At 59.2% G+C, this 24,693-nt stretch carries 27 protein-coding genes; 10 read left to right on the top strand and 17 right to left on the bottom strand.

Annotated elements, in window-relative coordinates; translation table 11 throughout:
* Positions 1-460 precede the first annotated feature (460 nt).
* A complete protein-coding gene (gene gltP, locus AC3WJW_RS29020; protein ID WP_429397189.1) occupies positions 461-1,792 on the top strand; it encodes a glutamate/aspartate:proton symporter GltP in 1,332 nt (443 codons plus the stop codon).
* Between the two features lie 191 nt (positions 1,793-1,983).
* Positions 1,984-3,213, top strand: a complete 1,230-nt coding sequence (locus AC3WJW_RS29025) for a nucleoside recognition domain-containing protein (protein WP_102701545.1) — start codon at positions 1,984-1,986, stop codon at positions 3,211-3,213.
* On the opposite strand, the gene AC3WJW_RS29030 is transcribed toward AC3WJW_RS29025, so the two are convergent.
* Positions 3,195-4,292, bottom strand: a complete 1,098-nt coding sequence (locus AC3WJW_RS29030; protein WP_493728405.1) for an aminopeptidase — start codon at positions 4,290-4,292, stop codon at positions 3,195-3,197. The two genes, AC3WJW_RS29025 and AC3WJW_RS29030, sit on opposite strands and share 19 nt — an antisense overlap.
* A gap of 59 nt (positions 4,293-4,351) precedes the next feature.
* Between AC3WJW_RS29030 and AC3WJW_RS29035 the strand changes: the two genes are divergently transcribed.
* On the top strand, positions 4,352-4,774 hold the full coding sequence (locus AC3WJW_RS29035; RefSeq protein ID WP_493728406.1) for a PA0061/PA0062 family lipoprotein: 423 nt from the start codon (positions 4,352-4,354) through the stop codon (positions 4,772-4,774).
* A 40-nt stretch (positions 4,775-4,814) separates the two neighbouring features.
* Positions 4,815-5,237 (top strand): PA0061/PA0062 family lipoprotein, encoded by a 423-nt coding sequence (locus tag AC3WJW_RS29040; protein WP_102701542.1) that lies wholly within the window; start codon positions 4,815-4,817, stop codon positions 5,235-5,237.
* A 4-nt stretch (positions 5,238-5,241) separates the two neighbouring features.
* On the opposite strand, the gene AC3WJW_RS29045 is transcribed toward AC3WJW_RS29040, so the two are convergent.
* A complete protein-coding gene (locus AC3WJW_RS29045) occupies positions 5,242-5,475 on the bottom strand; it encodes a DUF1161 domain-containing protein (protein ID WP_104450431.1) in 234 nt (77 codons plus the stop codon).
* Positions 5,476-5,658: 183 nt separating this feature from the next.
* Positions 5,659-6,090, bottom strand: a complete 432-nt coding sequence (locus AC3WJW_RS29050) for an OsmC family protein (protein ID WP_493728407.1) — start codon at positions 6,088-6,090, stop codon at positions 5,659-5,661.
* 239 nt (positions 6,091-6,329) lie between these two features.
* Here AC3WJW_RS29050 and AC3WJW_RS29055 point away from each other — a divergent pair, with 239 nt between their 5' ends.
* Positions 6,330-7,331 (top strand): LLM class flavin-dependent oxidoreductase, encoded by a 1,002-nt coding sequence (locus AC3WJW_RS29055; protein WP_095967837.1) that lies wholly within the window; start codon positions 6,330-6,332, stop codon positions 7,329-7,331.
* Positions 7,332-7,399: 68 nt separating this feature from the next.
* Here AC3WJW_RS29055 and AC3WJW_RS29060 read toward each other — a convergent pair whose 3' ends face one another.
* Positions 7,400-7,624 (bottom strand): DUF1161 domain-containing protein, encoded by a 225-nt coding sequence (locus AC3WJW_RS29060; RefSeq protein WP_102701539.1) that lies wholly within the window; start codon positions 7,622-7,624, stop codon positions 7,400-7,402.
* 121 nt (positions 7,625-7,745) lie between these two features.
* Positions 7,746-7,961: a dodecin gene (locus AC3WJW_RS29065; protein ID WP_015092929.1), complete on the bottom strand. Its 216-nt coding sequence runs from the start codon at positions 7,959-7,961 to the stop codon at positions 7,746-7,748.
* A 157-nt stretch (positions 7,962-8,118) separates the two neighbouring features.
* Between AC3WJW_RS29065 and AC3WJW_RS29070 the strand changes: the two genes are divergently transcribed.
* Positions 8,119-8,442 carry an ElaB/YgaM/YqjD family protein gene (locus tag AC3WJW_RS29070; RefSeq protein ID WP_095967836.1) on the top strand — a complete coding sequence of 108 codons (324 nt, stop codon included), beginning with the start codon at positions 8,119-8,121 and terminating at the stop codon, positions 8,440-8,442.
* On the opposite strand, the gene AC3WJW_RS29075 is transcribed toward AC3WJW_RS29070, so the two are convergent.
* Positions 8,439-9,332, bottom strand: coding sequence for a LysR family transcriptional regulator (locus tag AC3WJW_RS29075; RefSeq protein WP_493728408.1), 894 nt, complete (start codon positions 9,330-9,332; stop codon positions 8,439-8,441). The two genes, AC3WJW_RS29070 and AC3WJW_RS29075, sit on opposite strands and share 4 nt — an antisense overlap.
* Positions 9,333-9,456: 124 nt before the next feature.
* On the opposite strand from AC3WJW_RS29075, the gene trpB reads away from it, so the two are divergent.
* Both trpB and trpA read left to right on the top strand, forming a co-directional pair.
* Entirely contained in the window at positions 9,457-10,677 is a 1,221-nt protein-coding gene (trpB, locus tag AC3WJW_RS29080) for a tryptophan synthase subunit beta (RefSeq protein WP_008002146.1), read from the top strand.
* Positions 10,677-11,489 carry a tryptophan synthase subunit alpha gene (gene trpA, locus AC3WJW_RS29085; RefSeq protein ID WP_015092933.1) on the top strand — a complete coding sequence of 271 codons (813 nt, stop codon included), beginning with the start codon at positions 10,677-10,679 and terminating at the stop codon, positions 11,487-11,489. Before trpB ends, trpA begins: the two co-directional genes overlap by 1 nt.
* A gap of 161 nt (positions 11,490-11,650) precedes the next feature.
* On the opposite strand, the gene AC3WJW_RS29090 is transcribed toward trpA, so the two are convergent.
* The 11 genes from AC3WJW_RS29090 to AC3WJW_RS29140 all read right to left on the bottom strand — a co-directional run bounded on the left by AC3WJW_RS29090 (position 11,651) and on the right by AC3WJW_RS29140 (position 21,808).
* Positions 11,651-13,612, bottom strand: coding sequence for a DUF7844 domain-containing protein (locus AC3WJW_RS29090; protein ID WP_493728409.1), 1,962 nt, complete (start codon positions 13,610-13,612; stop codon positions 11,651-11,653).
* Positions 13,609-13,929 (bottom strand): DUF2388 domain-containing protein, encoded by a 321-nt coding sequence (locus tag AC3WJW_RS29095; protein ID WP_008045884.1) that lies wholly within the window; start codon positions 13,927-13,929, stop codon positions 13,609-13,611. The genes AC3WJW_RS29090 and AC3WJW_RS29095 overlap by 4 nt, the downstream gene beginning before the upstream one ends.
* A gap of 28 nt (positions 13,930-13,957) precedes the next feature.
* The gene (locus tag AC3WJW_RS29100; protein ID WP_493728410.1) at positions 13,958-14,275 is read right to left on the bottom strand and encodes a DUF2388 domain-containing protein; all 318 of its coding nucleotides are present in this window, start codon (positions 14,273-14,275) and stop codon (positions 13,958-13,960) included.
* Between the two features lie 107 nt (positions 14,276-14,382).
* The gene (locus tag AC3WJW_RS29105) at positions 14,383-14,703 is read right to left on the bottom strand and encodes a DUF2388 domain-containing protein (RefSeq protein ID WP_015092936.1); all 321 of its coding nucleotides are present in this window, start codon (positions 14,701-14,703) and stop codon (positions 14,383-14,385) included.
* Between the two features lie 145 nt (positions 14,704-14,848).
* Positions 14,849-15,058 carry a DUF1127 domain-containing protein gene (locus AC3WJW_RS29110; protein WP_493728411.1) on the bottom strand — a complete coding sequence of 70 codons (210 nt, stop codon included), beginning with the start codon at positions 15,056-15,058 and terminating at the stop codon, positions 14,849-14,851.
* Positions 15,059-15,316: 258 nt separating this feature from the next.
* Complete coding sequence (locus AC3WJW_RS29115) at positions 15,317-15,532, bottom strand: DUF1127 domain-containing protein (protein ID WP_007969750.1); 216 nt, start codon at positions 15,530-15,532, stop codon at positions 15,317-15,319.
* 320 nt (positions 15,533-15,852) lie between these two features.
* Positions 15,853-17,346, bottom strand: a complete 1,494-nt coding sequence (gene scpC / locus AC3WJW_RS29120; protein WP_493728412.1) for a succinyl-CoA:acetate CoA-transferase ScpC — start codon at positions 17,344-17,346, stop codon at positions 15,853-15,855.
* A gap of 213 nt (positions 17,347-17,559) precedes the next feature.
* Positions 17,560-18,993: an NAD(P)(+) transhydrogenase (Re/Si-specific) subunit beta gene (locus AC3WJW_RS29125; protein ID WP_007969748.1), complete on the bottom strand. Its 1,434-nt coding sequence runs from the start codon at positions 18,991-18,993 to the stop codon at positions 17,560-17,562.
* Positions 18,990-19,340, bottom strand: coding sequence for an NAD(P) transhydrogenase subunit alpha part 2 (locus AC3WJW_RS29130; protein ID WP_053152987.1), 351 nt, complete (start codon positions 19,338-19,340; stop codon positions 18,990-18,992). The genes AC3WJW_RS29125 and AC3WJW_RS29130 overlap by 4 nt, the downstream gene beginning before the upstream one ends.
* A gap of 11 nt (positions 19,341-19,351) precedes the next feature.
* Positions 19,352-20,473, bottom strand: a complete 1,122-nt coding sequence (locus AC3WJW_RS29135; RefSeq protein ID WP_493728413.1) for a Re/Si-specific NAD(P)(+) transhydrogenase subunit alpha — start codon at positions 20,471-20,473, stop codon at positions 19,352-19,354.
* 435 nt (positions 20,474-20,908) lie between these two features.
* Complete coding sequence (locus tag AC3WJW_RS29140) at positions 20,909-21,808, bottom strand: LysR family transcriptional regulator (RefSeq protein ID WP_493728414.1); 900 nt, start codon at positions 21,806-21,808, stop codon at positions 20,909-20,911.
* A 157-nt stretch (positions 21,809-21,965) separates the two neighbouring features.
* Between AC3WJW_RS29140 and AC3WJW_RS29145 the strand changes: the two genes are divergently transcribed.
* Positions 21,966-23,147, top strand: coding sequence for an acyl-CoA dehydrogenase (locus AC3WJW_RS29145; protein WP_007969743.1), 1,182 nt, complete (start codon positions 21,966-21,968; stop codon positions 23,145-23,147).
* Between the two features lie 13 nt (positions 23,148-23,160).
* Complete coding sequence (locus tag AC3WJW_RS29150; protein ID WP_493728415.1) at positions 23,161-24,381, top strand: CaiB/BaiF CoA transferase family protein; 1,221 nt, start codon at positions 23,161-23,163, stop codon at positions 24,379-24,381.
* The last annotated feature ends 312 nt before the right edge of the window (positions 24,382-24,693 follow it).

Genomic DNA, 24,693 nt, shown 5'->3' on the forward strand with positions numbered 1-24,693 from the left:
TTATCGCGTCCTTGTCCCTGTTACGTCGGAAATTACTTTTCCCGGTGTTTCACAGGCGACCGTATATCGAGAAAAATCCCTTTTTTTTGGCCGCGATTTTTCGCTTTGTCCTACGGGATTCTGCTTAAAAATCAACGCTCGGTCACTGCTCAAAAAACATTCAATCTGCTCTGTGATGACCGGTTCACGGCACTTATGCCCGCCGAAATGTCGCATTCGAACCGATTGCGACGTCGCATTCAGTGAAAAAACCTCATGCCGATTCGGCATAGGGTAGGCGTTTACGGCATTAGACGGCGCTTCCTTGCATCGGAATAGTTGCGCCTTTTTTCGCCTGCCAGAGAGCCGCAAACACGCGCTTCGGGGCACCTTATACGGGGGGTAGATGCACTAGACTTTTTCGCCACGAGCGTTCCAGTTCGCGCATCTCCCTGAGTCAAACGCAAGTAAGGGTAAAGATATGAAGAAGGCAAAGCTCAGCCTCGCCTGGCAGATCCTCATCGGTCTGGTATTGGGGATAGCAATCGGTGCGCTGCTCAACCATTTCAGTGCCGAAAAAGCCTGGTGGATCAGCAACGTCCTGCAACCGGCAGGCGATATCTTTATCCGTCTGATCAAGATGATCGTGATCCCGATCGTCATCTCCTCTTTGATCGTCGGCATTGCCGGCGTCGGTGACGCCAAGAAGCTGGGCCGCATCGGCTTCAAGACCATCATCTACTTCGAAATCGTCACGACCATCGCCATCGTGGTCGGTCTGCTGCTGGCCAACCTGTTCCATCCGGGTGCCGGCATCGACATGAGCACCCTGGGCACTGTGGACATTTCCAAGTACCAGGCGACGGCGGCCGAGGTCCAGCATGAACACGCGTTCATCGAAACCATCCTCAACCTGATCCCGTCCAACATCTTCGCGGCCATGGTTCGCGGCGAAATGCTGCCGATCATCTTCTTCTCCGTATTGTTCGGTCTCGGGCTGTCGAGCCTGCAGGCGGACCTGCGCGAGCCGCTGGTGAAGATGTTCCAGGGCGTGTCGGAAAGCATGTTCAAGGTCACTCACATGATCATGAACTACGCCCCGATCGGCGTGTTTGCACTGATCGCGGTGACCGTGGCCAACTTCGGCTTTGCGTCGTTGATACCGCTGGCCAAACTGGTGATCCTGGTTTACGTCGCCATCGCCTTCTTCGCGTTCGTGATCCTGGGCCTGATCGCTCGCCTGTTCGGCTTCTCGGTGATCAAGCTGATGCGCATCTTCAAGGATGAGCTGGTACTGGCCTACTCCACCGCGAGCTCCGAAACCGTGCTGCCGCGCGTGATCGAGAAGATGGAAGCCTACGGCGCGCCGAAAGCCATTTGCAGCTTCGTGGTCCCGACCGGTTACTCGTTCAACCTCGACGGTTCGACCCTGTACCAAAGCATTGCAGCGATCTTCATTGCCCAGTTGTACGGCATCGACCTGTCGATCAGCCAGCAACTGCTGCTGGTCCTGACGTTGATGGTCACCTCCAAAGGCATCGCCGGCGTACCGGGCGTGTCCTTCGTGGTCCTGCTGGCTACCCTCGGCAGCGTCGGTATTCCTCTGGAAGGCCTGGCGTTCATCGCCGGTGTCGACCGCGTCATGGACATGGCCCGTACCGCACTGAACGTGATCGGCAACGCCCTGGCTGTTCTGGTGATCGCTCGTTGGGAAGGCATGTACGACGACGCCAAGGGCCAGCGTTACTGGAACTCCCTGCCGCACTGGCGTAGCAAGGAAAAGCTGCCAGCGGGCGAGATTTCCAAGAACTGATGCAATACCCCTTGTAGGAGCGAGCCTGCTCGCGATGGTGGCAGGAGCACCGCGCTTATCCAGAATGCCCGCGTCATCGTTGGCGTCCATCGCGAGCAAGCTCGCTGCTACGACAAACCCCGGAGAAATCCGGGGTTTGTCGTTTCTGGCCACCCCGCTATCATTCGCGGATCTTTTGGGGGATTTGACTGATGCTCAATGGCCTGTGGCTTGGCTTCTTCATCGTGGCAGCCGTTTCGGCGCTGGCGCAGTGGCTGATTGGTGGCAACGCCGGGATATTCGCGGCGATGGTGGAGAGCATTTTTGCCATGGCCAAGCTGTCGGTCGAGGTCATGGTGCTGCTGTTCGGCACCCTCACCCTCTGGCTGGGTTTTCTGCGCATTGCCGAGAAGGCCGGCATCGTCGAATGGTTGGCCAGGGCCTTGGGGCCATTGTTTTTGCGCCTGATGCCTGAAGTCCCGCCTGGTCATCCGGCCATCGGCCTGATCACCCTGAACTTCGCCGCCAACGGCCTCGGTCTGGACAACGCCGCCACGCCTATCGGCCTCAAGGCCATGAAAGCACTGCAAGAACTCAACCCCAGCGCTACCGTTGCCAGCAACGCACAGATCCTGTTCCTGGTGCTCAACGCCTCTTCGCTGACCCTGCTGCCGGTGACCATCTTCATGTATCGCGCCCAGCAAGGCGCGCCTGACCCGACGCTGGTGTTCCTGCCGATCCTGCTGGCAACCAGTTGCTCGACCATTGTCGGCTTCCTGTCGGTGGCGTTCATGCAGCGCCTGCGCGTCTGGGACCCGGTGGTGCTGGCCTACCTGATCCCCGGCGCCCTCGCCCTCGGTGGTTTCATGGCGTTGCTGGCGACCCTTTCAGCGACCGCGCTGGCGGGCTTGTCATCGATCCTCGGCAACCTGACGCTGTTTGGCCTGATCATGCTGTTCCTGCTGATCGGCGCGCTGCGCCAAGTGAAGGTCTACGAGGCCTTTGTTGAAGGTGCCAAAGAAGGTTTCGACGTCGCCAAGAACCTGCTGCCCTATCTGGTGGCGATGCTCTGCGCGGTGGGTGTCCTGCGGGCCTCCGGGGCACTGGACTTCGGCCTGGACGGGATTCGTCATCTGGTGGCGTGGGCCGGTTGGGACACGCGCTTCGTCGATGCGCTGCCGACGGCGATGGTCAAACCCTTCTCCGGCAGTGCCGCCCGGGCGATGCTGATTGAAACCATGAAGACCTCGGGCGTGGACAGCTTCCCGGCGCTGGTCGCGGCGACAATCCAGGGCAGTACCGAAACGACGTTCTATGTGCTTGCGGTGTACTTCGGTGCCGTGGGCATCCAGCGTGCACGCCATGCGGTTGGCTGCGCATTGCTGGCGGAGCTTGCCGGGGTGCTGGGTGCAATCGGCGTTTGCTACTGGTTCTTTGGTTGATCGGTGCCGTCAGCCAGCGTCTTGAGCGCGGCCTTGCGCTCTTCCGTCGGCAAGCCACCGAGCTTTTCCACGGCGACATAGAACCTGGGCCAATCGCCATCCACCTGATGGAACAGCGCATCAAATGCCGGTACCCACTGGTCGTACAAGCCAAACGGCAATAGCCGGGCATTGTTCATGGGGGCATGGATCCAGGCGTCGTAGCGTTTGTCTCCAGCCCACTGGCTGTCGCGCAGTTGCCGGTATTCGTTGCGCAGTCGCTCGAACTCGGCCGCTTTGCGCTGGCGCATCTGTTCGGTTGGCAACGGCAAGGCGTAGAGCTTTTCCAGCCGGGCGCGGGTTTCCAGCACCAACGCCGTGAACTGGTCGCGCTGACGCGCCTGCGCATTGTTATCCGGTGGCAGGTGGCGATAGGCCCGCCATTGGCGGGTACCTTCCTGCTCGACGAAGGTGGCAAAGGACTCGTTGAACTCGGTGTCGTCCTTCACATAGACGCGCTGGTGGGCCAGTTCGTGAAAGATCAGCGTGGCCAGTCGCTCATCCCCCCAGCCCATCATCGAACTGATGATCGGGTCGTTGAACCAGCCGAGTGTCGAATAGGCCTCGACGCCGCCAATCGACACGTCCATGCCCTGCAAGCGTTGCAAGGCTGCTTCACCGCGAGCTGCGCTCTGAGTGTAGTACCCGCGATAGGCCACGCAGCCGGCGATGGGAAAGCAGTGGTTTACAGGCTTGAGGGAAAATTCTGGCGTGACGAAGACATTCCAGACGACGAAGGGACGGCCAATGTCCGCGTACAAGCGGTAACTTTGGTTCTCCGGCAGGTGCAATTGCCGGCTGGCGAACGTTCGAGCCTTTTGTGATTGCTCCAGGTGCATACGCAGTTTTTGCTCGCGCGCCGGGTCGGCAATCACGCTGGAAACCGGTTCCCTGGCCTGCAGCAACTGCATTTGGCCGCTGGCCAGTTGGCTGTAATAGCTGATGCTGGTGCAACCGTTGAGCAACAAAAACAACACGCCCGGAAACAAAACGCGAAAAACGCGATCAAGTAACCCAAGGCTAGGAAGCGGCCTGATCACAATAATTCTTCCTTGGAGAGTCTTCCCGCAAGACTATCCCGCCTCACTGGAGCTCCGCTATGCGCACGATGATACTGACAGGAAGTCTGCTGTTGCTGGCCGGCTGTGCCGGATTCGGATTACCCCGCCATGATCCTGCGCAAGCCTGGATCGACCTGGACTCGAAGCAGGAAGATACGGCGTTGCAGGCATTGGAGGTCGATGACAAGGCCACCGACGACAAGCGCTACTTCGAGGTTCAGCCCGGTAGCCATGAATTGACAGTCCGCTACCAGTTTCCGGTGCAGCCCACCAACATCGGCCCCGACGCCGAGCCTTTGTGGCGCGATTGTCAGTTGAACGTGAAATTCAAGGATTTCAACGCCGGCGAACGTTATCAACTGCAAGCGGGCAATATCGGTTTTCGGCCGTGGGCCAAACTCTATGATCAGCAGCGAAAAGTGATCGGCCATGGCACCCCTGCGGGCTGCCAACGAACCTGATCGGCGTTATGCTGGATGAATATCCCCTGGGACATCCATCATGCGCAGGTTGATGCTGTTACTCGCCGTCGGTGTCGTCGCGGGCTGTCAAAGCCCGATGCCGACACCTGATCCAAAAATGGCCTGGGTTGATTTTTCGACGCCCTTCCCCAACGACAAGTTGTTGATGGCTGAACGCCTGGACAAACAACGATTGCGCGATGGGCGTTATTTCGAAGTGACGCCCGGCAGCCACGAACTGATCGTGCGTTTCGACTTTGAAGTCCCCGGCGGCGGTGGCTTGAGTATGATGAGCGGGCCCTCTGAGCGGCTGTGCTACCTGACCATCCGTTATGATCATTTCGAAGCCGGTCAGCGTTATGTACTCGAAGGCCGCTCCATAGCGTTTACCCCCGGCGCCCGTCTGTACAACGCCAAGCGCGAGATCGTCGCTGAAGACCGGGAAGCCTACTGCCTGATGTGAGATGTCAGCGGTCGTTCTTCTGGTAGATGATTTTTTTGGTGCCGTTTTCGCACGAGCCAACGACCATGTTCTGGTCGTGCACTTCGTCGTTGGTGACGATTTCAAGCGTGTAGGAAGTGACGCCACTGGCCTGGATCTTGGCTTCGATCTCGGCCTTGAGCTCTTCGCAGGGCTTCGGTGCTGCAAGGGCCGACGTGGCCAGCGCGCAACAGATAACCGCCAGGGCAAAACGTTTCATGGTTGAAGCTCCTTTGAGGCAGCACGCCTATTCACAGGTTTTCGCTGCTGTCATTTATTCGACCATATTATTAGCGGGCAAATCTGTCACGACGCAAAAAAGATCGCAGCCTTGGGCTCCTCTTGCCGAATGATCCCGGCAAGTTGCGCAAGGCTGCGAACTTTTCTTTTCAAAAATGAAGATCTAGCTGACCAATGTTGCCTCCAGGCTGATCTTGGCATTCAGCACTTTGGACACCGGGCAGCCCTCTTTGGCCTTGTTGCTGAGTTCTTCGAACTGCACCTGGCTTGCTCCGGGGATTTTCGCCTGCAGAATCAATTTCACTGCGGTGATAGCAAAACCGCCGTCCATTTGATCCAGAGTGACTTCCGCCTGGGTATCGATGCTATCGGCCTTCAGGCCGGCGTCACCGAGAATCATGGAGAACGCCATGGAGAAACAACCGGCGTGGGCAGCGCCGATCAACTCTTCCGGGTTGGTGCCCCGGCCGCCTTCGAAGCGCGCCTTGAAGCCGTAGGGGGCTTCCCGGAGCACGCCGGTTTCTGTGGAAATCGAGCCGATGCCGGTTTTCAGATCACCTTCCCAATGGGCCGATGCTTTCTTGACGATAGCCATGCCAGTCTCCTGAAGGTCGGCGCGAAAGGTCGCGCCTGTGGGGTTTTCGGTTGCCAGGGTTGTGAGGATAGACGAAGGGGCAAAGTTCACTTCGTCCGATCAATCTGCTTTTTTCGCGGGATTTTTTACCGGGCTATTGAAACTCGGGTATATGCCCACATTGCATGAACACGCTTTTGGATTCGGCAGGTTTGCGTTCGCAAGAACAAACCTGCGCCCTCAATTGGAGAAGCAGGTTTATGAAACGACTGTCCGATATCAAGTTCTCTACCCTCGATCTGGTGCCGGTGCGCGAGAACGGCAGCGCGGCCCAGTCGCTGCGCAACTCGCTTGACTTGGCGCAGCATGTCGAGAAGTTCGGTTACAACCGCTTCTGGGTGGCTGAGCACCACAACATGGACGGCATCGCCAGTTCCGCGACTTCGGTTCTGCTCGGTTATCTGGCCGGTGGTACATCGACCATTCGAGTCGGTTCAGGCGGGGTGATGCTGCCCAACCATGCCCCCTTGGTGATTGCCGAGCAGTTCGGCACCCTGGAAAGCCTTTATCCGGGCCGGATTGATCTGGGCCTGGGGCGCGCGCCCGGTTCCGACCAGATGACCGCACGTGCCTTGCGCCGCGAGCGCTCCGGCAGCGCCGACGACTTCCCGGAAGATGTGGCGGAACTGGTGCGCTACCTCGGGCCACGTACCCCGGATCAAAGGATCATCGCCATGCCGGGAACCGGGACCCATGTGCCGGTCTGGTTGTTGGGGTCGAGCCTGTTCAGTGCACAGCTGGCCGGTGAGCGCGGTTTGCCCTACGCCTTCGCTTCGCATTTCGCACCGCGCTACATGCATGAAGCGATTCGGGTCTACCGCAATCACTTCAAGCCCTCAGCCGTTTTGGATAAACCCTACGTAATGCTCGGCGTGCCATTGGTGGCAGCCGATACCGATGAGCAGGCCGATTACCTGGCGACTTCGGTGTTCCAGCGGATTCTCGCCCTGATGCGCGGCCAAAGTCTGGTACAGCGTCCGCCGGTGAAGACCATGGACGGCCTGTGGCTGCCCCATGAGAAAGAGGCTGTGCACGATTTTCTTGGTCTGGCCATGATTGGCAGCCCACAGAAAATCCGCGCCAAACTCGAGGTCCTGATCGAACAGACCCAGGCTGACGAGCTGATTTTCACCTGTGACCTGTACGAACATTCGGATCGCGTGCACTCCTACGAGCTGCTGGCGCAGGTCATGCGAGGCTGATACTCAAACGGCAGGCATGAAAAAGCCGGCGCCAGGGCGTCGGCTTTTTCAATCAGGCGAGGACCGGCCTACTTTTTGTAGACGATCACTTTGGCGCCCTTTTCGCATTTACCAACAACTTTTCCGCCAGCGGCGCTACCTTTATCGACAATCTCCAGCGAATAACCGGAAACGCCCTTGGCATCAAGTTTCGCTGCGATTTCGGCTTTCAGCTCTTCGCATGGCTTGCCACCATCTGCCAACACGGTCCCCGCAAGGCTCAATAAACCTACCGCCAACATAAACTTCTTCATCGGTTGCATTCCCTGGTCGGATCATAGGGGTAACCAGCCGTCAGCCGGACGCACTCATGCAGCGCTGTGCCATTCCCTATGGCATTCGGCCGGCGTGCAAGTTCAGAAGACTAGCCCAAAGTCAGCTGCTGGCAATCCGGAATCCGACTTTCAGGGTCACCTGAAAGTGCGCGGCCTTGCCGTCCCTGATGTGCCCACGGGTCTCGGTGACTTCAAACCATTCCATGTACTTGATGCTTTTGCTGGCTTCGGTCAGGGCGTTGTTGATCGCATCCTCGATACTGCTGGTGGACGAGCCAACCAGCTCGACTTTCTTGTAGGTGTGATGGTCAGACATGGCGTTCTCCTTGGCGTGTGAATTACAGCCTAGCAGTGATTTTTCCTATTTCTTCTGTTGGCCGTACTGAGAGTGAAGTTCAGATTTTCTGCACTTTCTCGAACCCCTGAAGTCCCAACCAACACACGCCACTCATCACCAATGCAGGAGAGCCACCATGGCCAACACCTCGTTACGCAAAGCCTCATTGCAAAGCATGGAAGCCGAGATCGAGAGTCTGCTCAAGTCTTTGGAAAACCTGAAGGACGACGCCTCGGACGAGTCGCGTAAAACCCTCAAGACCCTGAAAGGCAACGCCGAGAATGCCTTGAAGCACTCGCGTCATCTGCTGGCCGACGCTTATGAAGAGGTCAAGGTCAAAACCCGTGAAACCGGGATTGCCACCCGAGACTACGCCCAGGAGCACCCCTGGACTACAGCCGGTGTCGCCGTGGGCGCATTGGGCCTGCTGGCCGCTTATCTGTTGTGCAAGCGTGATTAATCCGCCCGGCGCAGCTCGTTTTTAAGCCACTGCGCCAGTTGCCGGGCGCGCCCGTCCGCGGCGCGCTTGGGTAGCCACAACGCCAGTTGTGCCGGGGTTTCACTGAAGCCCCATGGCGCAACCAGGCGGCCGGCCTTCAAGTCCTCCGCCACCAAGGGTTCGGGGGCAATCGCGACGCCCAGACCTGCGACGGCGGCTTCCAGCAAGTAATACAAATGCTCAAATCCCTGACCGAACTTCAGCGCCCCGGCGTCGAGGCCGCATTGTTGCGCCCAGTTTGGCCAGGCTTGAGGACGTGAGGTGGTGTGCAGCAAGGGTTCGTTCTGCAGTGCGCTTCCCGGCGCTTGCTTGAGCCGCTCATAGCCGGCGAACCGAGGGCTCATGACCGGACCGATAGTTTCGCTGGCCAGCTCGAAAACCTGCATGTCCGCCGGCCAGGGTGGCTCGGCAAAGACCAGCAAGGCATCCAGTCCCGGTCTTCGCGGATCGAGATCGCCTTCTCCGGCCGACAGGTGCAGGCGCAGGTCAGGCAAGTCGGCATTGAGTCTCCCCAGTCGCGGGATAAACCAGCGCGCCAACAGGCTTCCCGAGCAACCGAGCACGAACGGGGCGTCGGCCGTGCTTTGTGTGAGTTCGGCGCAGACGCTGCGCAGGCGCTCGAAGGCTTCGCTGCTGGCGTCACGCAGGCGTAAGCCGGCATCTGTGAGTTTCAGGCCGCGACCGTCCTTGATGAACAGGCTCACGCCGAGGTGTTCTTCAAGCACCTTGAGCTGCCGGCTGACGGCACCATGGGTGACATGCAGCTGCTCGGCCGCCTGACTGACGCTGTTCAAGCGGGCAGTGGCTTCGAAGGCGCGAAGCGCATTCAGCGGAGGAAGGTCATGGCTCATGGAATCTGTGAGTTTTCCTGACAGGTTGTGGCGATCTTATCGGTTTTCAGGCCGGGGCGTCAGGGGTAGAGTGAAGCCCACTATCTCTTTATGCATCACTTCACGCATTCAACTGGAGCGCCAAATGACCCAGACTAATCTGCGCAACGGCCCTGATGCCAACGGCCTGTTTGGCGCGTTCGGTGGCCGCTACGTTGCCGAAACCCTGATGCCGTTGATCCTCGACCTGGCCCGTGAATATGAATTGGCCAAGGAAGATCCTGCATTCAAGGAAGAACTGGCCTACTTCCAGCGCGACTACGTCGGACGTCCAAGCCCGTTGTACTTCGCCGAGCGTCTGACCGAGTTCTGTGGCGGCGCGAAGATCTATCTCAAGCGCGAAGAGCTGAACCACACCGGCGCACACAAGATCAACAACTGCATCGGCCAGATCCTGCTGGCGCGACGCATGGGCAAGAAGCGCATCATCGCCGAGACCGGCGCCGGCATGCACGGCGTGGCGACTGCCACCGTGGCTGCGCGTTTCGGCCTGGATTGCGTGATCTACATGGGCACCACTGACATCGAACGCCAGCAGGCCAACGTGTTCCGCATGAAGCTGCTGGGCGCCGAGGTTATCCCGGTGGTCGCCGGCACCGGCACGCTGAAGGATGCAATGAACGAAGCCCTGCGTGACTGGGTGACCAATGTCGACAGCACCTTCTACCTGATCGGCACCGTGGCCGGTCCGCACCCTTACCCGGCGATGGTCCGCGACTTCCAGGCCGTGATCGGCAAGGAAACCCGCGAGCAGTTACAAGCCCAGGAAGGTCGCCTGCCGGACAGCCTGGTGGCGTGCATTGGCGGTGGCTCCAACGCCATGGGCCTGTTCCACCCGTTCCTCGACGACAAGAGCGTCGAGATCATCGGCGTTGAAGCGGCCGGTTACGGCATCGAGACCGGCAAGCATGCGGCCAGCCTGAATGGCGGCGTTCCAGGCGTGCTGCACGGCAACCGCACTTTCCTGCTGCAGGACGACGATGGCCAGATCATCGATGCCCACTCGATCTCCGCCGGCCTCGACTACCCGGGCATCGGCCCGGAACACGCCTGGTTGCATGACATCGGCCGCGTTCAGTACACCTCGGTGACCGACGACGAAGCCCTCGCCGCATTTCACCAGTGCTGCCGCCTGGAAGGGATCATCCCGGCCCTGGAAAGCGCCCATGCCTTGGCTGAAGTATTCAAGCGTGCACCGACCTTGCCAAAGGATCACCTGATGGTGGTCAACCTGTCCGGCCGTGGCGACAAAGACATGCAGACCGTGATGCACCACATGGAACAATCTAAGCAGGAGAAACACTGATGAGCCGCCTGCAAACGCGTTTTGCCGAACTCAAGGAACAGAACCGCGCCGCCCTGGTGACTTTCGTGACCGCCGGCGACCCGGGCTATGACACCTCCCTGGCCATCCTCAAGGGCTTGCCGGCGGCTGGTGCCGACGTGATCGAGTTGGGCATGCCCTTCACCGACCCGATGGCTGACGGCCCGGCCATCCAGCTCGCCAACATCCGTGCGTTGGGTGCCAAACAGAATCTGGCGAAAACTCTGCAAATGGTTCGCGAGTTCCGCCAGGACAACAACGAAACGCCGCTGGTGCTGATGGGGTACTTCAACCCGATCCACATGTACGGTGTACCGCGCTTCATTGCTGAGGCCAAAGAGGCCGGCGTTGATGGCCTGATCGTGGTCGACCTGCCGCCGGAGCATAACGGCGAGCTGTGCGACCCGGCCCAGGCTGCGGGTCTGGACTTCATTCGCCTGACCACGCCAACCACCGACGATGTGCGCCTGCCGACCGTTCTCAACGGCAGTTCCGGTTTCGTCTACTACGTGTCGGTGGCCGGTGTGACCGGCGCCGGTGCCGCCACGCTGGAACACGTCGAGGAAGCGGTCGCCCGTCTGCGCCGCCATACCGACCTGCCGATCAGCATCGGCTTCGGTATCCGGACTCCGGAACAGGCAGCGTCCATTGCACGCCTGGCTGATGGTGTGGTGGTGGGCTCGGCGTTGATCGATCACATCGCCAATGCCACGTCGCCGGAACAAGCCGTGGATGGCGTGCTGAGCCTGTGCTCGGCATTGGCCGAAGGCGTGCGTAAGGCCCGCGTCAGCTGAAGGCAGCGTTCCTGATTCAGAGACTGAACAGCAAAACGCTGTAAACCTTGTGGGAGCGAGCTTGCTCCGGGCGGCGATCCGACGATAGCGGCGTGTCAGCCAACATCAATGCTGGATGTGCAGCCCTCATCGCGAGCAAGCTCGCTCCTACAGGTTGCGGGTCAAGGCAACTCTATGCCGCCTGCTGCCTTGTGCAGTTTGCGCAAATGCTCGCCAATCTGCTTTACGTTGGCTTCGTTGGCGGCCATTTCGGCGGCACGACCCGGTTCGAGCAACGCTCTCACTTCCTTGTCCAGGTCCCCGGACAGCGCCAGGAGCTGCTTCTGGCGCTGGCTGCTTTCCGATTCCAGATGCTCCCACTCGCTCGGCTGTGGCAAGCCATAACCGTTGGTGCCCAGCAGTTCCGCCGGACGGCTGAGGAAGCCGCTGTTGGCGAGAATGTCCTTGAGCGTCTCGTTGGCCTTGTCCATGCCGCCATTCTGCAGTTCCCGGGCGCCCAGATAGCGCTGCTTCACTTCATCCTGAGCCAGCAGCAACTGCTGACGGAAACTGGCCTGTTCCAGCAGGAGCAACGCCGCGCTGGTGCGCAGGTCGGCCTGCTCGAACCATTGCCGACGTTCCGCGGCTTTCAAGTCCAGCCACTCTTCGACGGTTTCCTGTTTGATCGGCAAGTGCTTTTTCAGGATTTCGAACATCGCCTGATAGCGTTCGCGGAAGGAATCGAAACGATAACCCAGGCGCAAGGCTTCCCGCGGATCGTCCAGCACACTGGTGTCCGCCAGCCCTCGACCTTTGAGCACTTCCAGCAAACCGTTGGGCATGATGTTGTCGAGCCCTACCAATTTCGGGTTGTTGGTGCCGCCACGCAGCAATTTCAGTTCTTCCACCGCGCAGTTGTTCGACAGGAAGAAATAGTTGCCGTCGTAGCTCCAGTGCATCTCGGCGGCACGTTCCACCACGTCTTCAATCTCTGGGCGCGACAGGTTCAGGGGCACGGAGGCCAGGCTGCGCAGTTCGGTCTTGGTATATTCGTCGATGACCTGGGACAGCGGCAGGATAAACAGCCGCGACGGGTATTTGCCGACCAGGCCATCCCAGCTCGACAACTGCACGTCGCCGACGAAGGCGCGATACGACAGCACCAAGTGCTGGTCCAGGTCCAGTCGACAATCCGGGCCACGGGGGCGGCCCGGCGCGCAGATCACCAAACGCAGCATGCTGTGGCCCCAGCGGCTGAACAGGTTCTGGTTAGCCTCGGCCAGCAGGTAGTCAACGGCATAGACCCGCTCCGGATCGACCTGCCCCAGTGGTGTCTTGGCGAAGTCGTTGCCGGCATTGAGGAACGCGACGGTTTTGCTGCAGGTGTCACTGGCGGCGGGCGCCCAGCCGAAATGCTCTTTGTAGTAGCGGTACAGTGCGGGACGGCGGCAGGCGTAGCTCGGGTCGAGGAGGAAATACTCCATGTTGACCGCGACGAACTCCTTGGGGCTGCTGGTCTCGTAGATATCCGGACTGCGGGCGATCTGGCGATTGTGCTGTTCGCGTTCTCCCCGACGGCCTACGTATTGCTGCCAGCCGGCCAGGTCGAGCAGGCGCGGATCATCGCTGAGGGTAAAGCGCCGATCGGACTGGCCCCGACATTGGTCGGGTATGCCAACCAGCCCTGAGCTGTTGTTGCGCCGGGTGCAGCGCTGAATCAGCTTGCGCTCGTCATCCGGCCACAGGCGCGAACGGTCGTAGATGTGAGTCAGCTCGTGCAACACAGTGGCCAGCATTTCCCGGCGCACGGTGCCATGGGGGCGATGGGTTTTTTTGCTCGCGGCGCTGCCATCGGTGAGGCCGGCCAGCAGGTTGCGGTTCAGATCGAGCTCGGACACCAGCGATGCCTGGCCGTAGGCATTGCGCGGCATGTCATCGGTCCAGCCGACGACGATACGTCGGTCCAACTGCTCGATGAAGCGTGGCGGTAGCGCCTGCATGGCTTCATCAAGCAACGCCTGGCTGGCTTGCTGTTGCGCGGGCGTCAGACCTTCGGTCTTGAGTTCTAACTGAAGGCCTGCGTGGGCCGTGTTGCCGAGCAGCAACAGGGCCCAGGTCAGCAGCCAGGCGCGTGGGCACCTCACAGTGCGAGGATGGCTTCGGCGAGATCCTGATCGCTGGCGTCGCGCGCTTCGGGCACGCGGGTGCGCAGCAAGTTGAAAGCGGACTCCAGGTGAGCGCCACGAATGTCGCCATTGCTGGCGACGAAACTGGCGGCGTCGTCCTGGGCTTCGCGCACGATTTTCGAATCGCGAATGGACGTGGTGGTGTCGGAGGTGAAATCGAGGGTGCGCTGGGTCGCACGGATCAGGATGTTACTGGTGGCAACCAGAGTATGCGCCTGGGCCACATCGGCCAACAGCAGCAGGCCGAGGATGGCAGCAATCAGCGGGTTACGCATGGAACGAACTCCAGAAAAGCAGGGATAACTATTGGACGAGAATTGCTTGCGCCAGTTCAAGGTCGCTGGCATGAAGTTTTGCCTGGGTCTGGCGCAGATACCGAAGGGCCGACTCCAGTCGTGCGCCTCTCAGTTGGCCGTCACTGGCAATGAATGCCGCGGCGTCATCGTGGGCGGCGAGCAGTAGTTTATGGTCGAAGGGGGCTGAGGTCACGAGGCTTGTGGCGTAACCACTGGCGACGGTGCCCTGGGTGGACAGGTTGAAGGCGTCATAAGCGTGGGCTGATGCGCAGTAACCCAGGATGAGAAAGGCTGGAGTGATCAGGAAGCGGGAAGGAAAACGCATGAGACTCGACAGTTGAAAGTGAGTCCCAAGGCTAGCGCAAGGGCCCGTCTAGAGCCAGTACCGAAACATTGGGGCACGCCGGGCGTGCCCCATGTCTGTACCGCCGTTTAGATGGTCAGGATCGCCTGAGCCAGTTGTGCGTCTGTTGCACTCAGTTGCGGCGCCTTATGGCGAATGTGATCAAGGGCGCTTTCCAGCTTCACACCGCGGATGGAGCCTTCGCTGGCGACGAAGCTGGCGGCGTCGTCACGGGCGGCGAGGACGATCTTGTCATCCTTGAACGACGACGAAACGATGTTGGTGGTCGCATCGGACGTGGCCTTGAGTGCGTTGACCACTGCATCCGTGGTCACGATGAAGCTGGAGGCTTGGGCACCGGCAGCCACGGCAAACAGGGCCGCGGCGCTAAGCAGGCGAAGACGGGACATGGGGTAACTCCTTTTGGTAGACCATTTGAAATATGGCGCAGTGTCTGCAAAGTCAGACGCCAGGCACTCGGCGTTCGCCACGTTCTGAAGTGATATTAGGCCTGTCTGTGTCGGTTCGAACAGTCCTGACCCTGCGTGCAGGAAGTCAGCGCCAGAACGGCTTATCCAATTCATTGCTGCGGTCGGCGTGGCTGATACCCAGATCCGCTAGCTGGCGATCATCGAGTTGAGCCAGCAAACGTCGCGTTCTCGCCCTTTCCAGGCCAGCGCAGAGCCGCTTCAGCAGCCCTCGGAGCCTCTGCTGACAAGGTCTCGATTGAACCGAGGGAATGGAAAAATCCTGTACGTTCGTCATGGCACGGTCCCTGTCCTGATAAGTAGAGAGCTCCATGCTGACACCTGCCGAATATCTACTACAGACACACAGTAGCGATATTGTACTCATGCAGTTTTAGATTTTTGCAAACTGTACTGGTTATCAGGTTTCTCTTCTGTAAGACCAGGTTTGCCAAGCCAAAACGACAAAACCCGTCGTGGTTGCCCACGACGGGTTTTGTTTTTTCAATTCGGGTTGCTGGCGGTGGACCTTAAGGTCAGAGCCAGCGACGCTAACTTAGCGCCAGAACGGCTTGCTCAGCTCTTCGTAGCGTTGTGCTTCGCTAATCCCGGCGTCAGCCAGCAGACGCGAATCCAGGCGAGCCAGTTGATGGCGGCTGGTAATGCGGCGCTGCCACAACATCAGGTTGGCGATAACGCGCAGAGGCAGGGAAGCCTGGGTTTTTGCAGCAGTGTCTTCGAAGAACAGATCGGAACTGAGTGTACGTTCCATGGTGGTCATCCTTCCGCTTGTGGCGGGATTAGGTAGTGGTTTAACTGGTGCCCATGATCCTCTTGTTTGCCTAGTCTCTGTAGATACAGTTCATCTGTATTGTGAGAGCTCAGTTAACTGTTTATAGGGGGTGTACTGGTCGAAATTGAGGCAACTGTACCTGTCTGCACTGTTTGAGTGCAAAATTGCTGTTTTACCCCGATGAGGTAGGAATTTTCTGTAGGAAATGACCAGTACAGCAGTACAGTTTTTTTCATATTGCGAGGGTGGCAATAGCAAGCTGGCGAAACTGTGTTTGCGCCAGCTGTTATCTGTAGCAATTACTTCTTCAGCATGTGCCCGGTTTCTTCCAGGTTTATGTGCCAACTGAGTGCGTCACGCAGGATGTGCGGGGTGTGTCCGCCGATGGCGCACGCTGCAGTGAAGTAATCATTCAGCGCCTGGCGGTAATTCGGGTGCACGCACTTGTCGATGATGACCCGGGCACGCTCCCGGGGCGCCAGGCCTCGCAAGTCTGCCAGGCCCACTTCGGTCACGAGGATGTCGACGTCATGTTCGGTATGGTCAACATGGCTGACCATCGGCACCACGCTGGAGATTGCGCCGCCTTTGGCGATCGACTTGGTCACGAACACGGACAGGTGTGCGTTGCGTGCGAAGTCGCCCGAGCCACCGATGCCGTTCATCATCCGGGTGCCGCAGACGTGGGTGGAGTTGACGTTGCCGTAGATGTCGAACTCCAGCGCCGTGTTGATGCCGATGATGCCGAGGCGGCGCACGACTTCAGGGTGGTTGGAGATTTCCTGCGGGCGCAGGACGAGTTTGTCCTTATAGCGCTCCAGGTTGCCGAACACATCGGCGTTGCGCCGGCTCGACAGGGTGATCGAGCTGCCCGAAGCAAAGCTCAGCTTGCCGGCGTCGATCAGGTCGAAAGTCGAGTCCTGCAGCACCTCGGAATACATCGTCAGGTCTTCGAACGGCGAGTCGATCAAGCCACACATCACCGAATTGGCGATGGTGCCGATACCGGCCTGTAGTGGACCGAGCTTGTTGGTCATGCGTCCGGCAGCCACTTCCTGTTTGAAGAAGTCGATCAGGTGGTCGGCAATGGCCTGGGTCTCGGCGTCTGGCGCCAGCACCGTGGAGGGTGAGTCAGCCTGGTTGGTGACCACGATGGCGACGATTTTTTCCGCCGGAATCGGGATGGCGGTGCTGCCAATGCGGTCATCGACGCTGACCAATGGAATCGGAGTGCGGGTTGGGCGATAGGTCGGGATATAGATGTCGTGCAGGCCTTCGAGGTTCGGATTGTGTGCCATGTTGATCTCGACGATCACGTGCTTGGCGAAAATCGCGAAGCTGGCCGAGTTGCCTACCGAGGTGGTCGGCACGATATGCCCTTGCTCGGTGATCGCAACGGCTTCAATCACGGCAATGTCCGGCAGTTTCAATTGCTGGTTACGCAATTGCTCCACGGTTTCCGACAAGTGCTGGTCGATGAACATGACTTCACCGGCGTTGATCGCCTTGCGCAGGGTGCTGTCGACCTGAAACGGCATGCGTCGCGACAGCACGCCAGCTTCGGTCAACTGCTTGTCGAGGTCGTTGCCCAGGCTTGCGCCGGTCATGAGGCTGATCTTCAGCGGCGTGACCTTGGCGCGCTCGGCCAGCGCCTGAGGAACGGCCTTGGCTTCGCCGGCGCGAGTGAAGCCACTCATGCCGACGGTCATGCCGTCCTCAATCAGAGCGGCAGCGTCGGCAGCGCTCATCACTTTGTCCAACAACGAAGGCAGGCGAATACGGTCACGGTACATGGATTGTTATCTCGGGCAACAGGTAGCAGGACGTGCAGTCTAGTGAATTGCGCCGACTTCTGTCCCGCTACCAAGGTCGCAATCGAGGCGTCTATTCCGGGCCTTTCAAGCAAAACACCGTTACCGGATCGGTAACAAAAGCATAGTTTGTCCGACGATTTGCGCAAACAAAAACGCCCCGACGAGTCGGGGCGTTCTGTGTACCGCAGAGGATTAGTCGACGGCTTTTACCATGTCTTCGATGACCTTTTTGGCGTCACCGAACACCATCATGGTTTTGTCCAGGTAGAACAGTTCGTTGTCCAGGCCGGCATAGCCGCTGGCCATCGAACGCTTGTTGACGATGATGGTCTTGGCCTTGAACGCTTCGAGGATCGGCATGCCGGCAATCGGCGATTTCGGATCGTTCTTCGCGGCCGGGTTGACCACGTCGTTGGCGCCCAACACCAGCACCACGTCGGCCTGACCGAACTCGGAGTTGATGTCTTCCATCTCGAACACCTGGTCGTAAGGCACTTCGGCCTCCGCCAGCAACACGTTCATGTGCCCCGGCATACGACCGGCAACCGGGTGGATCGCATACTTCACGGTCACGCCGCGATGGGTCAGCTTCTCGGTCAGTTCCTTCAACGCATGCTGCGCCCGTGCTACCGCCAGGCCATAGCCCGGTACGATGATCACGGTGTCGGCGTTGGTCAGCAGGAAAGTCGCATCGTCAGCCGAGCCGGATTTCACCGGACGGGCTTCCTTGGCGCCTGCCGGACCTGCGTCGGCTGTATTGCCGAAACCGCCGAGCAGTACATTAAAGAAGGAGCGGTTCATCGCCTTGCACATGATGTACGAGAGGATCGCACCGGACGAACCTACCAGCGAACCCGCGATGATCAGCATCGAGTTGTTCAGCGAGAAGCCGATACCTGCCGCTGCCCAGCCGGAGTAGCTGTTGAGCATCGACACGACCACTGGCATGTCCGCGCCACCGATCGGGATGATGATCAGCACACCCATGATGAAGGCCAGGGCCAGCATCAAGGCGAAGGCGCTGAGGTCGCCGGTCAACATGAAGGTGATGCCCAGGCCCAGGGTGGCCACACCGAGCAGCAGGTTCAGTTTGTGTTGACCGGTGAACTGTACCGGTGCGCCCTGGAACAGGCGGAACTTGTACTTGCCCGACAGCTTGCCGAAGGCGATTACCGAGCCGGAGAAGGTGATCGCACCAATGGCGGCACCGAGGAACAGCTCCAGGCGGTTACCGGCCGGGATCGCGTCACCCAGTTGTGCAACGATACCCAGCGACTGCGGCTCGACGACCGCTGCAATGGCGATGAACACCGCGGCCAGGCCGATCATGCTGTGCATGAAGGCGACCAGTTCGGGCATCTTGGTCATTTCAACGCGTTTGGCCATGATCGAACCGGCGGTGCCACCGATCAGCAGGCCGACGATCACGTAGACGATACCGTCATGGGCCAGCTCGGCACCGAGCTTGTAGATCAGGCCGACCGTGGTGAGGATCGCCAGGCCCATGCCGAGCATGCCGAACAGATTGCCGCGACGCGACGTGGTGGGATGCGAAAGGCCCTTGAGCGCCTGGATAAAGCACACCGAGGCGATCAAATACAGGGACGTAACCAGGTTCATGCTCATGCTTGCTGCACCTCAGCCTTGACTGCTTCGGCCTTGGCAGCCGGAGCTTTGGCCGCTTTCTTCTTGAACATTTCCAGCATGCGCCGGGTCACCAGGAAGCCACCAAACACGTTGACGGCGGCCAGGGCCACGGCCAGGGTGCCCATGGTCTTGCCCAGCGGGGTCACGGTGAGGGCGGCGGCGAGCATGGCACCGACGATCACGATGGCCGAGATGGCGTTGGTGACAGCCATCAGTGGTGTGTGCAGCGCAGGTGTAACGTTCCAGACCACGTGGTAGCCGACATAGATGGCCAGCACGAAGATGATCAGGTTGTAGATACCGTGAGAGATCAGCATGTCTTCCATTGTTTTTATCCTCAGCCGTTCTTGCGCACGATCTGGCCGTCGCGGCACATCAGGCACGCGGCGACGATATCGTCTTCAAGGTTGATCACCAGTTGTCCTTCTTTATCGAACAACAGTTTCATGAAGTCCAGCAGGTTGCGTGCGTACAGCGCCGAAGCATCGGCCGCCACTGCGCCCGCCAGGTTGGTCGGGCCAACGATGGTCACGCCGTTTTCGACGACCACCTGATCGGCCACGGTCAGCGGGCAGTTACCGCCCTGGGCGGCCGCGAGGTCGATGACCACCGAACCCGGTTTCATCTGTGCCACGGTTTCTGCGCTGAGCAGCGTCGGTGCCTTGCGGCCGGGAATCAGTGCCGTGGTGATGACGATGTCTGCCTGCTTGGCGCGCTCGTGCACGGCCGCGGCCTGGCGCTGCATCCAGCTGGCCGGCATCGGCCGGGCGTAACCACCGACACCAACGGCGCATTCACGCTCTTCGTCGGTCTCGTAAGGCACGTCGACGAACTTCGCGCCGAGGGATTCGATCTGCTCTTTCACCGCAGGACGCACGTCAGAGGCTTCGATCACCGCACCCAGGCGTTTTGCCGTAGCAATGGCCTGCAATCCGGCCACACCGGCACCAAGGATCAGCACGCGCGCCGCTTTCACGGTGCCCGCAGCCGTCATCAACATCGGCATGAAACGAGGGTAATGGTGAGCGGCCAGCAAGACAGCCTTGTAACCGGCAATGTTGGCTTGCGACGACAGCACATCCAGGCTTTGGGCGCGGGAGGTACGTGGCGCAGCCTCCAGGGCGAAGGCGGTAATGCCGCACTCGGCCATCTTGGCGATGGTTTCGTTGTTGAACGGATTGAGCATACCCACCACAACGGTGCCGCTTTTAATCAGCGCCAGCTCGCTGTCGCTGGGCGCGACCACCTTCAAAATCAGCTCTGCTCCAAACGCATCATTGGCGCTGCCAATGGTTGCGCCTGCCGCTTCATAGGCACTGTCGACAACGCTGGCATTAATGCCGGCGCCGCTTTGTACAGTGACCTTATGACCCTGGCTGATCAGCTTCTTGATGGTTTCCGGGGTTGCAGCAACCCGTGTTTCACCGGTCTGGGTTTCGAGAGGAACACCAATGTGCACGTCAAATCTCCTGCGTGATCTTATTGAGTAAACCCATGCACTACGGATGGTGCGGCTGGGGCGGCCGATCAGCACGATCCCGCCAAATCAGGGCGGGGCGCGGCATTTTGCAGGCGAACTTTGTGCCCTTCAAGGGATTATGACGGGTGACGGAAAATTAACTACAAGTCACCCCGTGACCGAATGTCGCAACCAACCGGCTCAATCCCTTGCAGACCGTGCTTTACAAGGATTCTGGCCGAAATTGAAGAATTTACACATCGGCCGTATGAATGATGCGGCATCGCCTCGAAATAGTGGCGCAAAGCCGCATGATCAGGCGCTTGTGGGACGTTTGTACGACTTCTCGATACAGTTTGCTGTCATGCGACAAATACGTATATCTGTAGGGCTTTGTTTTTGCTGACTACGGGGTCAAGTAGCGCGGAGGAGCCTTTACTCCTCTAGGCTGTAGCTGTGCGCTTGGTTTACCAGCCAGTCACGAAATGCCCTTAATGACGCGGATTCGACCTTTCGCTCAGGAATCATCAGGTAATAAGCCTTGATGCTGGACAGTGCTTGCGGGTTGGCGATCACCAGGCGTTTTTCTTTCAACTCCCTTTGAATCAGGAACGGCGGAATCAGGGCAATGCCCATGTCATGCATGGCCGCTTGGGCGAGCATGGAGAATAGCTCGTAGCGGGGGCCTGTCATGTCTCGAGGGACATTCAGATGTTGGGAATCGAACCACTGGCGCCAGGCATAAGGACGGGTGGTTTGTTGCAGCAGGGGCAAATCGGCGATTTCGCCGGGCGTAAGGCTGGTCTTGTTCCCGAGCAGGTTGGAGCTGCAAACGGGCATCGGATTTTCACCCATCAGCCTGTGGGATTCCGTACCCGACCAATCCGCGTCGCCGAAGTAGATCGCGGCATCGAAATCAGTGTCGGCGAACAGGAACGGGCGTGTGCGGTTGGTCAGGTTGACCGTCACTTCCGGGTGCTTCTGCTGGAAGTCCTTGAGTCGTGGCAGCAGCCATTGGGTACCGAAGGTCGGAACCACGGCCAATTCGATTACGTTGGTGCCCTGCTGGCCCATCACGGACAAGGTGTCGCGCTCAACCGCATCCAGTTGAGTGGCGACCCGGCGGCTGTAGGAAAGCCCGGCCTCAGTCAGCTTCACTCCCCGCCGCGAACGTCGGAACAGTTCTACGCTGAGGAACTCCTCAAGGCTGGCGATCTGTCGGCAAATCGCCCCCTGGGTCAGCGAAAGCTCCTGGGCGGCCTTGGTGAAGCTTTCATGGCGCGCCGCGGCCTCGAAGCTGATCAGGGCGGTGGTGCTGGGTATCTTCCTGCGCATGTACGTCAACCTCACTAATGCATCGCATAAAAGCTCTTTTGCGACGTTTCGGAGTGAGAAATTAGCACAACAGTATGCGAAATCCTCGTTTGCCGTAGCGTCGATCCAGGCCTAGGATCAGTCCACGTTATTTGACCCGATTCGAGAGGACACACTCATGGGCGGTAAAGCTAGCTTCAACTGGATCGATCCCCTGCTGCTGGATCAACAGCTCACTGAAGAAGAACGCATGATTCGCGACACGGCTGCGCAGTTCGCTCAGCAGAGCCTTGCGCCGCGCATTCTTGAAGCTTTCCGCCATGAGAAGACCGACCCGGCGATCTTCCGCGAAATGGGCGAAGTGGGTCTGTTGGGCGCAACCATCCCCGAGCAATACGGTGGCAGCGGCCTGAACTACGTCAGCTATGGCCTGATCGCCCGCGAAGTCGAGCGTATCGACTCCGGTTATCGCTCGATGATGAGCGTTCAGTCCTCGCTGGTGATGGTGCCGATCAATGAGTTCGGTACCGAAGCGCAGAAGCAGAAGTACCTGCCGAAACTGGCCTCGGGCGAGTGGATCGGCTGCTTCGGCCTGACCGAGCCTAACCACGGTTCCGACCCGGGCGCGATGATCACTCGTGCGCGCAAGGTGGAAGGCGGCTACAGCCTCACCGGCAGCAAGATGTGGATCACCAACAGCCCGATTGCCGATGTGTTCGTGGTCTGGGGCAAGGACGATGCCGGCGACATCCGCGGCTTCGTTCTGGAGAAAGGCTGGAAAGGCCTGAGCGCTCCGGCGATTCACGGCAAGGTTGGCCTGCGGGCATCGATCACCGGTGAAATCGTGATGGACAACGTGTTCGTGCCGGAAGAGAACATCTTCCCGGATGTCCGTGGACTGAAAGGTCCTTTCACCTGCCTCAACTCGGCACGGTACGGCATCTCCTGGGGCGCACTGGGTGCAGCCGAGTTCTGCTGGCACACCGCTCGCCAGTACACCCTGGATCGTCAACAGTTCGGCCGTCCATTGGCAGCCACTCAGTTGATCCAGAAGAAGCTGGCCGACATGCAGACCGAAATCACCATGGCGCTGCAAGGCTGCCTGCGTCTGGGTCGTATGAAGGATGAAGGCACTGCTGCAGTCGAAATCACTTCGATGATGAAGCGCAACTCCTGCGGCAAGTCCCTGGACATCGCGCGCATGGCTCGCGATATGTTGGGCGGCAATGGCATCTCCGATGAATTCGGCGTTGCTCGCCACCTGGTGAACCTGGAAGTGGTGAATACCTATGAAGGTACTCATGACGTCCACGCGCTGATCCTTGGTCGTGCGCAAACCGGCATCCAGGCGTTCTATTAACAGGAGGACGTCCATGGGCGCGCTATCGCATCTACGGGTACTGGATTTATCGCGGGTGCTGGCCGGGCCTTGGTCCGGGCAGATCCTGGCCGACCTCGGCGCTGAAGTGATCAAGGTCGAGCGCCCCGGTAACGGTGATGACACGCGCGCCTGGGGGCCACCGTTCCTTAAAGATGCTTATGGGGAAAACACCAGCGAGGCCGCCTATTACCTGTCGGCCAATCGCAACAAGCAATCGGTCACCATCGACTTCACTCGCCCCGAAGGGCAGAAGCTGGTGCGTGAGCTGGCGGCGAAGTCGGACATCCTGATCGAAAACTTCAAGGTTGGTGGTCTGGCGGCCTATGGCCTGGACTATGAATCGCTGAAGGCGATCAATCCGGACCTGATCTATTGCTCGATCACCGGGTTTGGCCAGACCGGTCCTTACGCCAAGCGTGCGGGTTATGACTTCATGATCCAGGGGCTGGGCGGTCTCATGAGTCTCACGGGGCGACCTGAAGGCGAGGAAGGTGCGGGGCCGGTGAAGGTTGGCGTGGCGCTGACGGACATCCTGACCGGGCTGTACTCGACTGTCGCGATCCTGGCTGCGCTGGCGCATCGGGATCACGACGGCGGTGGTCAGCATATCGACATGGCGCTGCTGGACGTGCAGGTAGCCTGTCTGGCCAACCAGGCCATGAACTACCTGACGACAGGGAATGCACCTAAACGCTTGGGTAATGCTCATCCGAACATTGTGCCCTATCAGGATTTTCCTACGGCGGATGGCGATTTCATCCTTACCGTCGGGAACGACGGGCAGTTCCGCAAGTTCGCGGAAGTGGCCGGGCAGCCACAGTGGGCGGACGATCCGCGTTTTGCCACGAACAAGCTGCGGGTAGCGAACCGCGCGGTGCTGATTCCGCTGATCCGCCAGGCAACGGTGTTCAAGACCACCGCTGAATGGGTGGCGCAGCTGGAGCAGGCGGGCGTGCCATGCGGGCCTATCAATGACCTGGCGCAGATGTTTGCCGATCCTCAGGTCAAGGCGCGCGGGTTGGCCATCGAGCTGCCGCATGCGCTGGCGGGAATGGTGCCTCAGGTGGCGAGCCCTATTCGTCTGTCCGAAACTCCGGTGGAGTACCGGTTTGCGCCACCTCTGCTGGGTGAGCATACGCAGGAGGTATTGCATCGGGTCCTGGGGCTGGATGCAGGCTCGGTGTCTACGCTCAAGGCGTCTGGCGTGCTCTGATTGCTCTCTTCTATATAGGGAGGCGTTTTTGCTTCTCTATATAGGCCTCAAATCAGGCCTTTTAGCGCTTTCTGTAAGTTATTGATAGAAAAGCAAAATCAGTGCTTGACGGCAGATTTCAGATGTCTATAATTCGCCCCACTTCCGGCGCAGTCGAAACGGAAAACTCCTTGATAAACAAAGAGTTACGCAGTTTTCGGCAGCGGGTTGCTTCAGATCATCGAAGTGCCAAGGGAGTTGAAAAAGAGGTGTTGACAGCAGCGAGTAACGCTGTAGAATTCGCCTCCCGCTGACGAGAGATCGAAAGCGCAA

This window comes from Pseudomonas sp. GW821-FHT07G06 (assembly GCF_058986625.1).

Bases quoted from the DNA above. Each gene is read 5' to 3' on its own strand.
- AC3WJW_RS29060 (WP_102701539.1), bottom strand. From the start codon at position 7,624: ATGAAGAAGTTTATGTTGGCGGTAGGTTTATTGAGCCTTGCGGGGACC.
- AC3WJW_RS29055 (WP_095967837.1), top strand. From the start codon at position 6,330: ATGAAACGACTGTCCGATATCAAGTTCTCTACCCTCGATCTGGTGCCG.
- AC3WJW_RS29110 (WP_493728411.1), bottom strand. From the start codon at position 15,058: ATGACGAACGTACAGGATTTTTCCATTCCCTCGGTTCAATCGAGACCT.
- AC3WJW_RS29115 (WP_007969750.1), bottom strand. From the start codon at position 15,532: ATGGAACGTACACTCAGTTCCGATCTGTTCTTCGAAGACACTGCTGCA.
- AC3WJW_RS29065 (WP_015092929.1), bottom strand. From the start codon at position 7,961: ATGTCTGACCATCACACCTACAAGAAAGTCGAGCTGGTTGGCTCGTCC.
- trpA (WP_015092933.1), top strand. From the start codon at position 10,677: ATGAGCCGCCTGCAAACGCGTTTTGCCGAACTCAAGGAACAGAACCGC.
- AC3WJW_RS29140 (WP_493728414.1), bottom strand. From the start codon at position 21,808: ATGCGCAGGAAGATACCCAGCACCACCGCCCTGATCAGCTTCGAGGCC.
- AC3WJW_RS29145 (WP_007969743.1), top strand. From the start codon at position 21,966: ATGGGCGGTAAAGCTAGCTTCAACTGGATCGATCCCCTGCTGCTGGAT.
- AC3WJW_RS29070 (WP_095967836.1), top strand. From the start codon at position 8,119: ATGGCCAACACCTCGTTACGCAAAGCCTCATTGCAAAGCATGGAAGCC.
- AC3WJW_RS29040 (WP_102701542.1), top strand. From the start codon at position 4,815: ATGCGCAGGTTGATGCTGTTACTCGCCGTCGGTGTCGTCGCGGGCTGT.
- AC3WJW_RS29130 (WP_053152987.1), bottom strand. From the start codon at position 19,340: ATGGAAGACATGCTGATCTCTCACGGTATCTACAACCTGATCATCTTC.
- AC3WJW_RS29045 (WP_104450431.1), bottom strand. From the start codon at position 5,475: ATGAAACGTTTTGCCCTGGCGGTTATCTGTTGCGCGCTGGCCACGTCG.
- scpC (WP_493728412.1), bottom strand. From the start codon at position 17,346: ATGTACCGTGACCGTATTCGCCTGCCTTCGTTGTTGGACAAAGTGATG.
- gltP (WP_429397189.1), top strand. From the start codon at position 461: ATGAAGAAGGCAAAGCTCAGCCTCGCCTGGCAGATCCTCATCGGTCTG.
- AC3WJW_RS29025 (WP_102701545.1), top strand. From the start codon at position 1,984: ATGCTCAATGGCCTGTGGCTTGGCTTCTTCATCGTGGCAGCCGTTTCG.
- AC3WJW_RS29100 (WP_493728410.1), bottom strand. From the start codon at position 14,275: ATGCGTTTTCCTTCCCGCTTCCTGATCACTCCAGCCTTTCTCATCCTG.
- AC3WJW_RS29125 (WP_007969748.1), bottom strand. From the start codon at position 18,993: ATGAGCATGAACCTGGTTACGTCCCTGTATTTGATCGCCTCGGTGTGC.
- trpB (WP_008002146.1), top strand. From the start codon at position 9,457: ATGACCCAGACTAATCTGCGCAACGGCCCTGATGCCAACGGCCTGTTT.
- AC3WJW_RS29150 (WP_493728415.1), top strand. From the start codon at position 23,161: ATGGGCGCGCTATCGCATCTACGGGTACTGGATTTATCGCGGGTGCTG.
- AC3WJW_RS29035 (WP_493728406.1), top strand. From the start codon at position 4,352: ATGCGCACGATGATACTGACAGGAAGTCTGCTGTTGCTGGCCGGCTGT.
- AC3WJW_RS29050 (WP_493728407.1), bottom strand. From the start codon at position 6,090: ATGGCTATCGTCAAGAAAGCATCGGCCCATTGGGAAGGTGATCTGAAA.
- AC3WJW_RS29095 (WP_008045884.1), bottom strand. From the start codon at position 13,929: ATGCGTAACCCGCTGATTGCTGCCATCCTCGGCCTGCTGCTGTTGGCC.
- AC3WJW_RS29075 (WP_493728408.1), bottom strand. From the start codon at position 9,332: ATGAGCCATGACCTTCCTCCGCTGAATGCGCTTCGCGCCTTCGAAGCC.
- AC3WJW_RS29105 (WP_015092936.1), bottom strand. From the start codon at position 14,703: ATGTCCCGTCTTCGCCTGCTTAGCGCCGCGGCCCTGTTTGCCGTGGCT.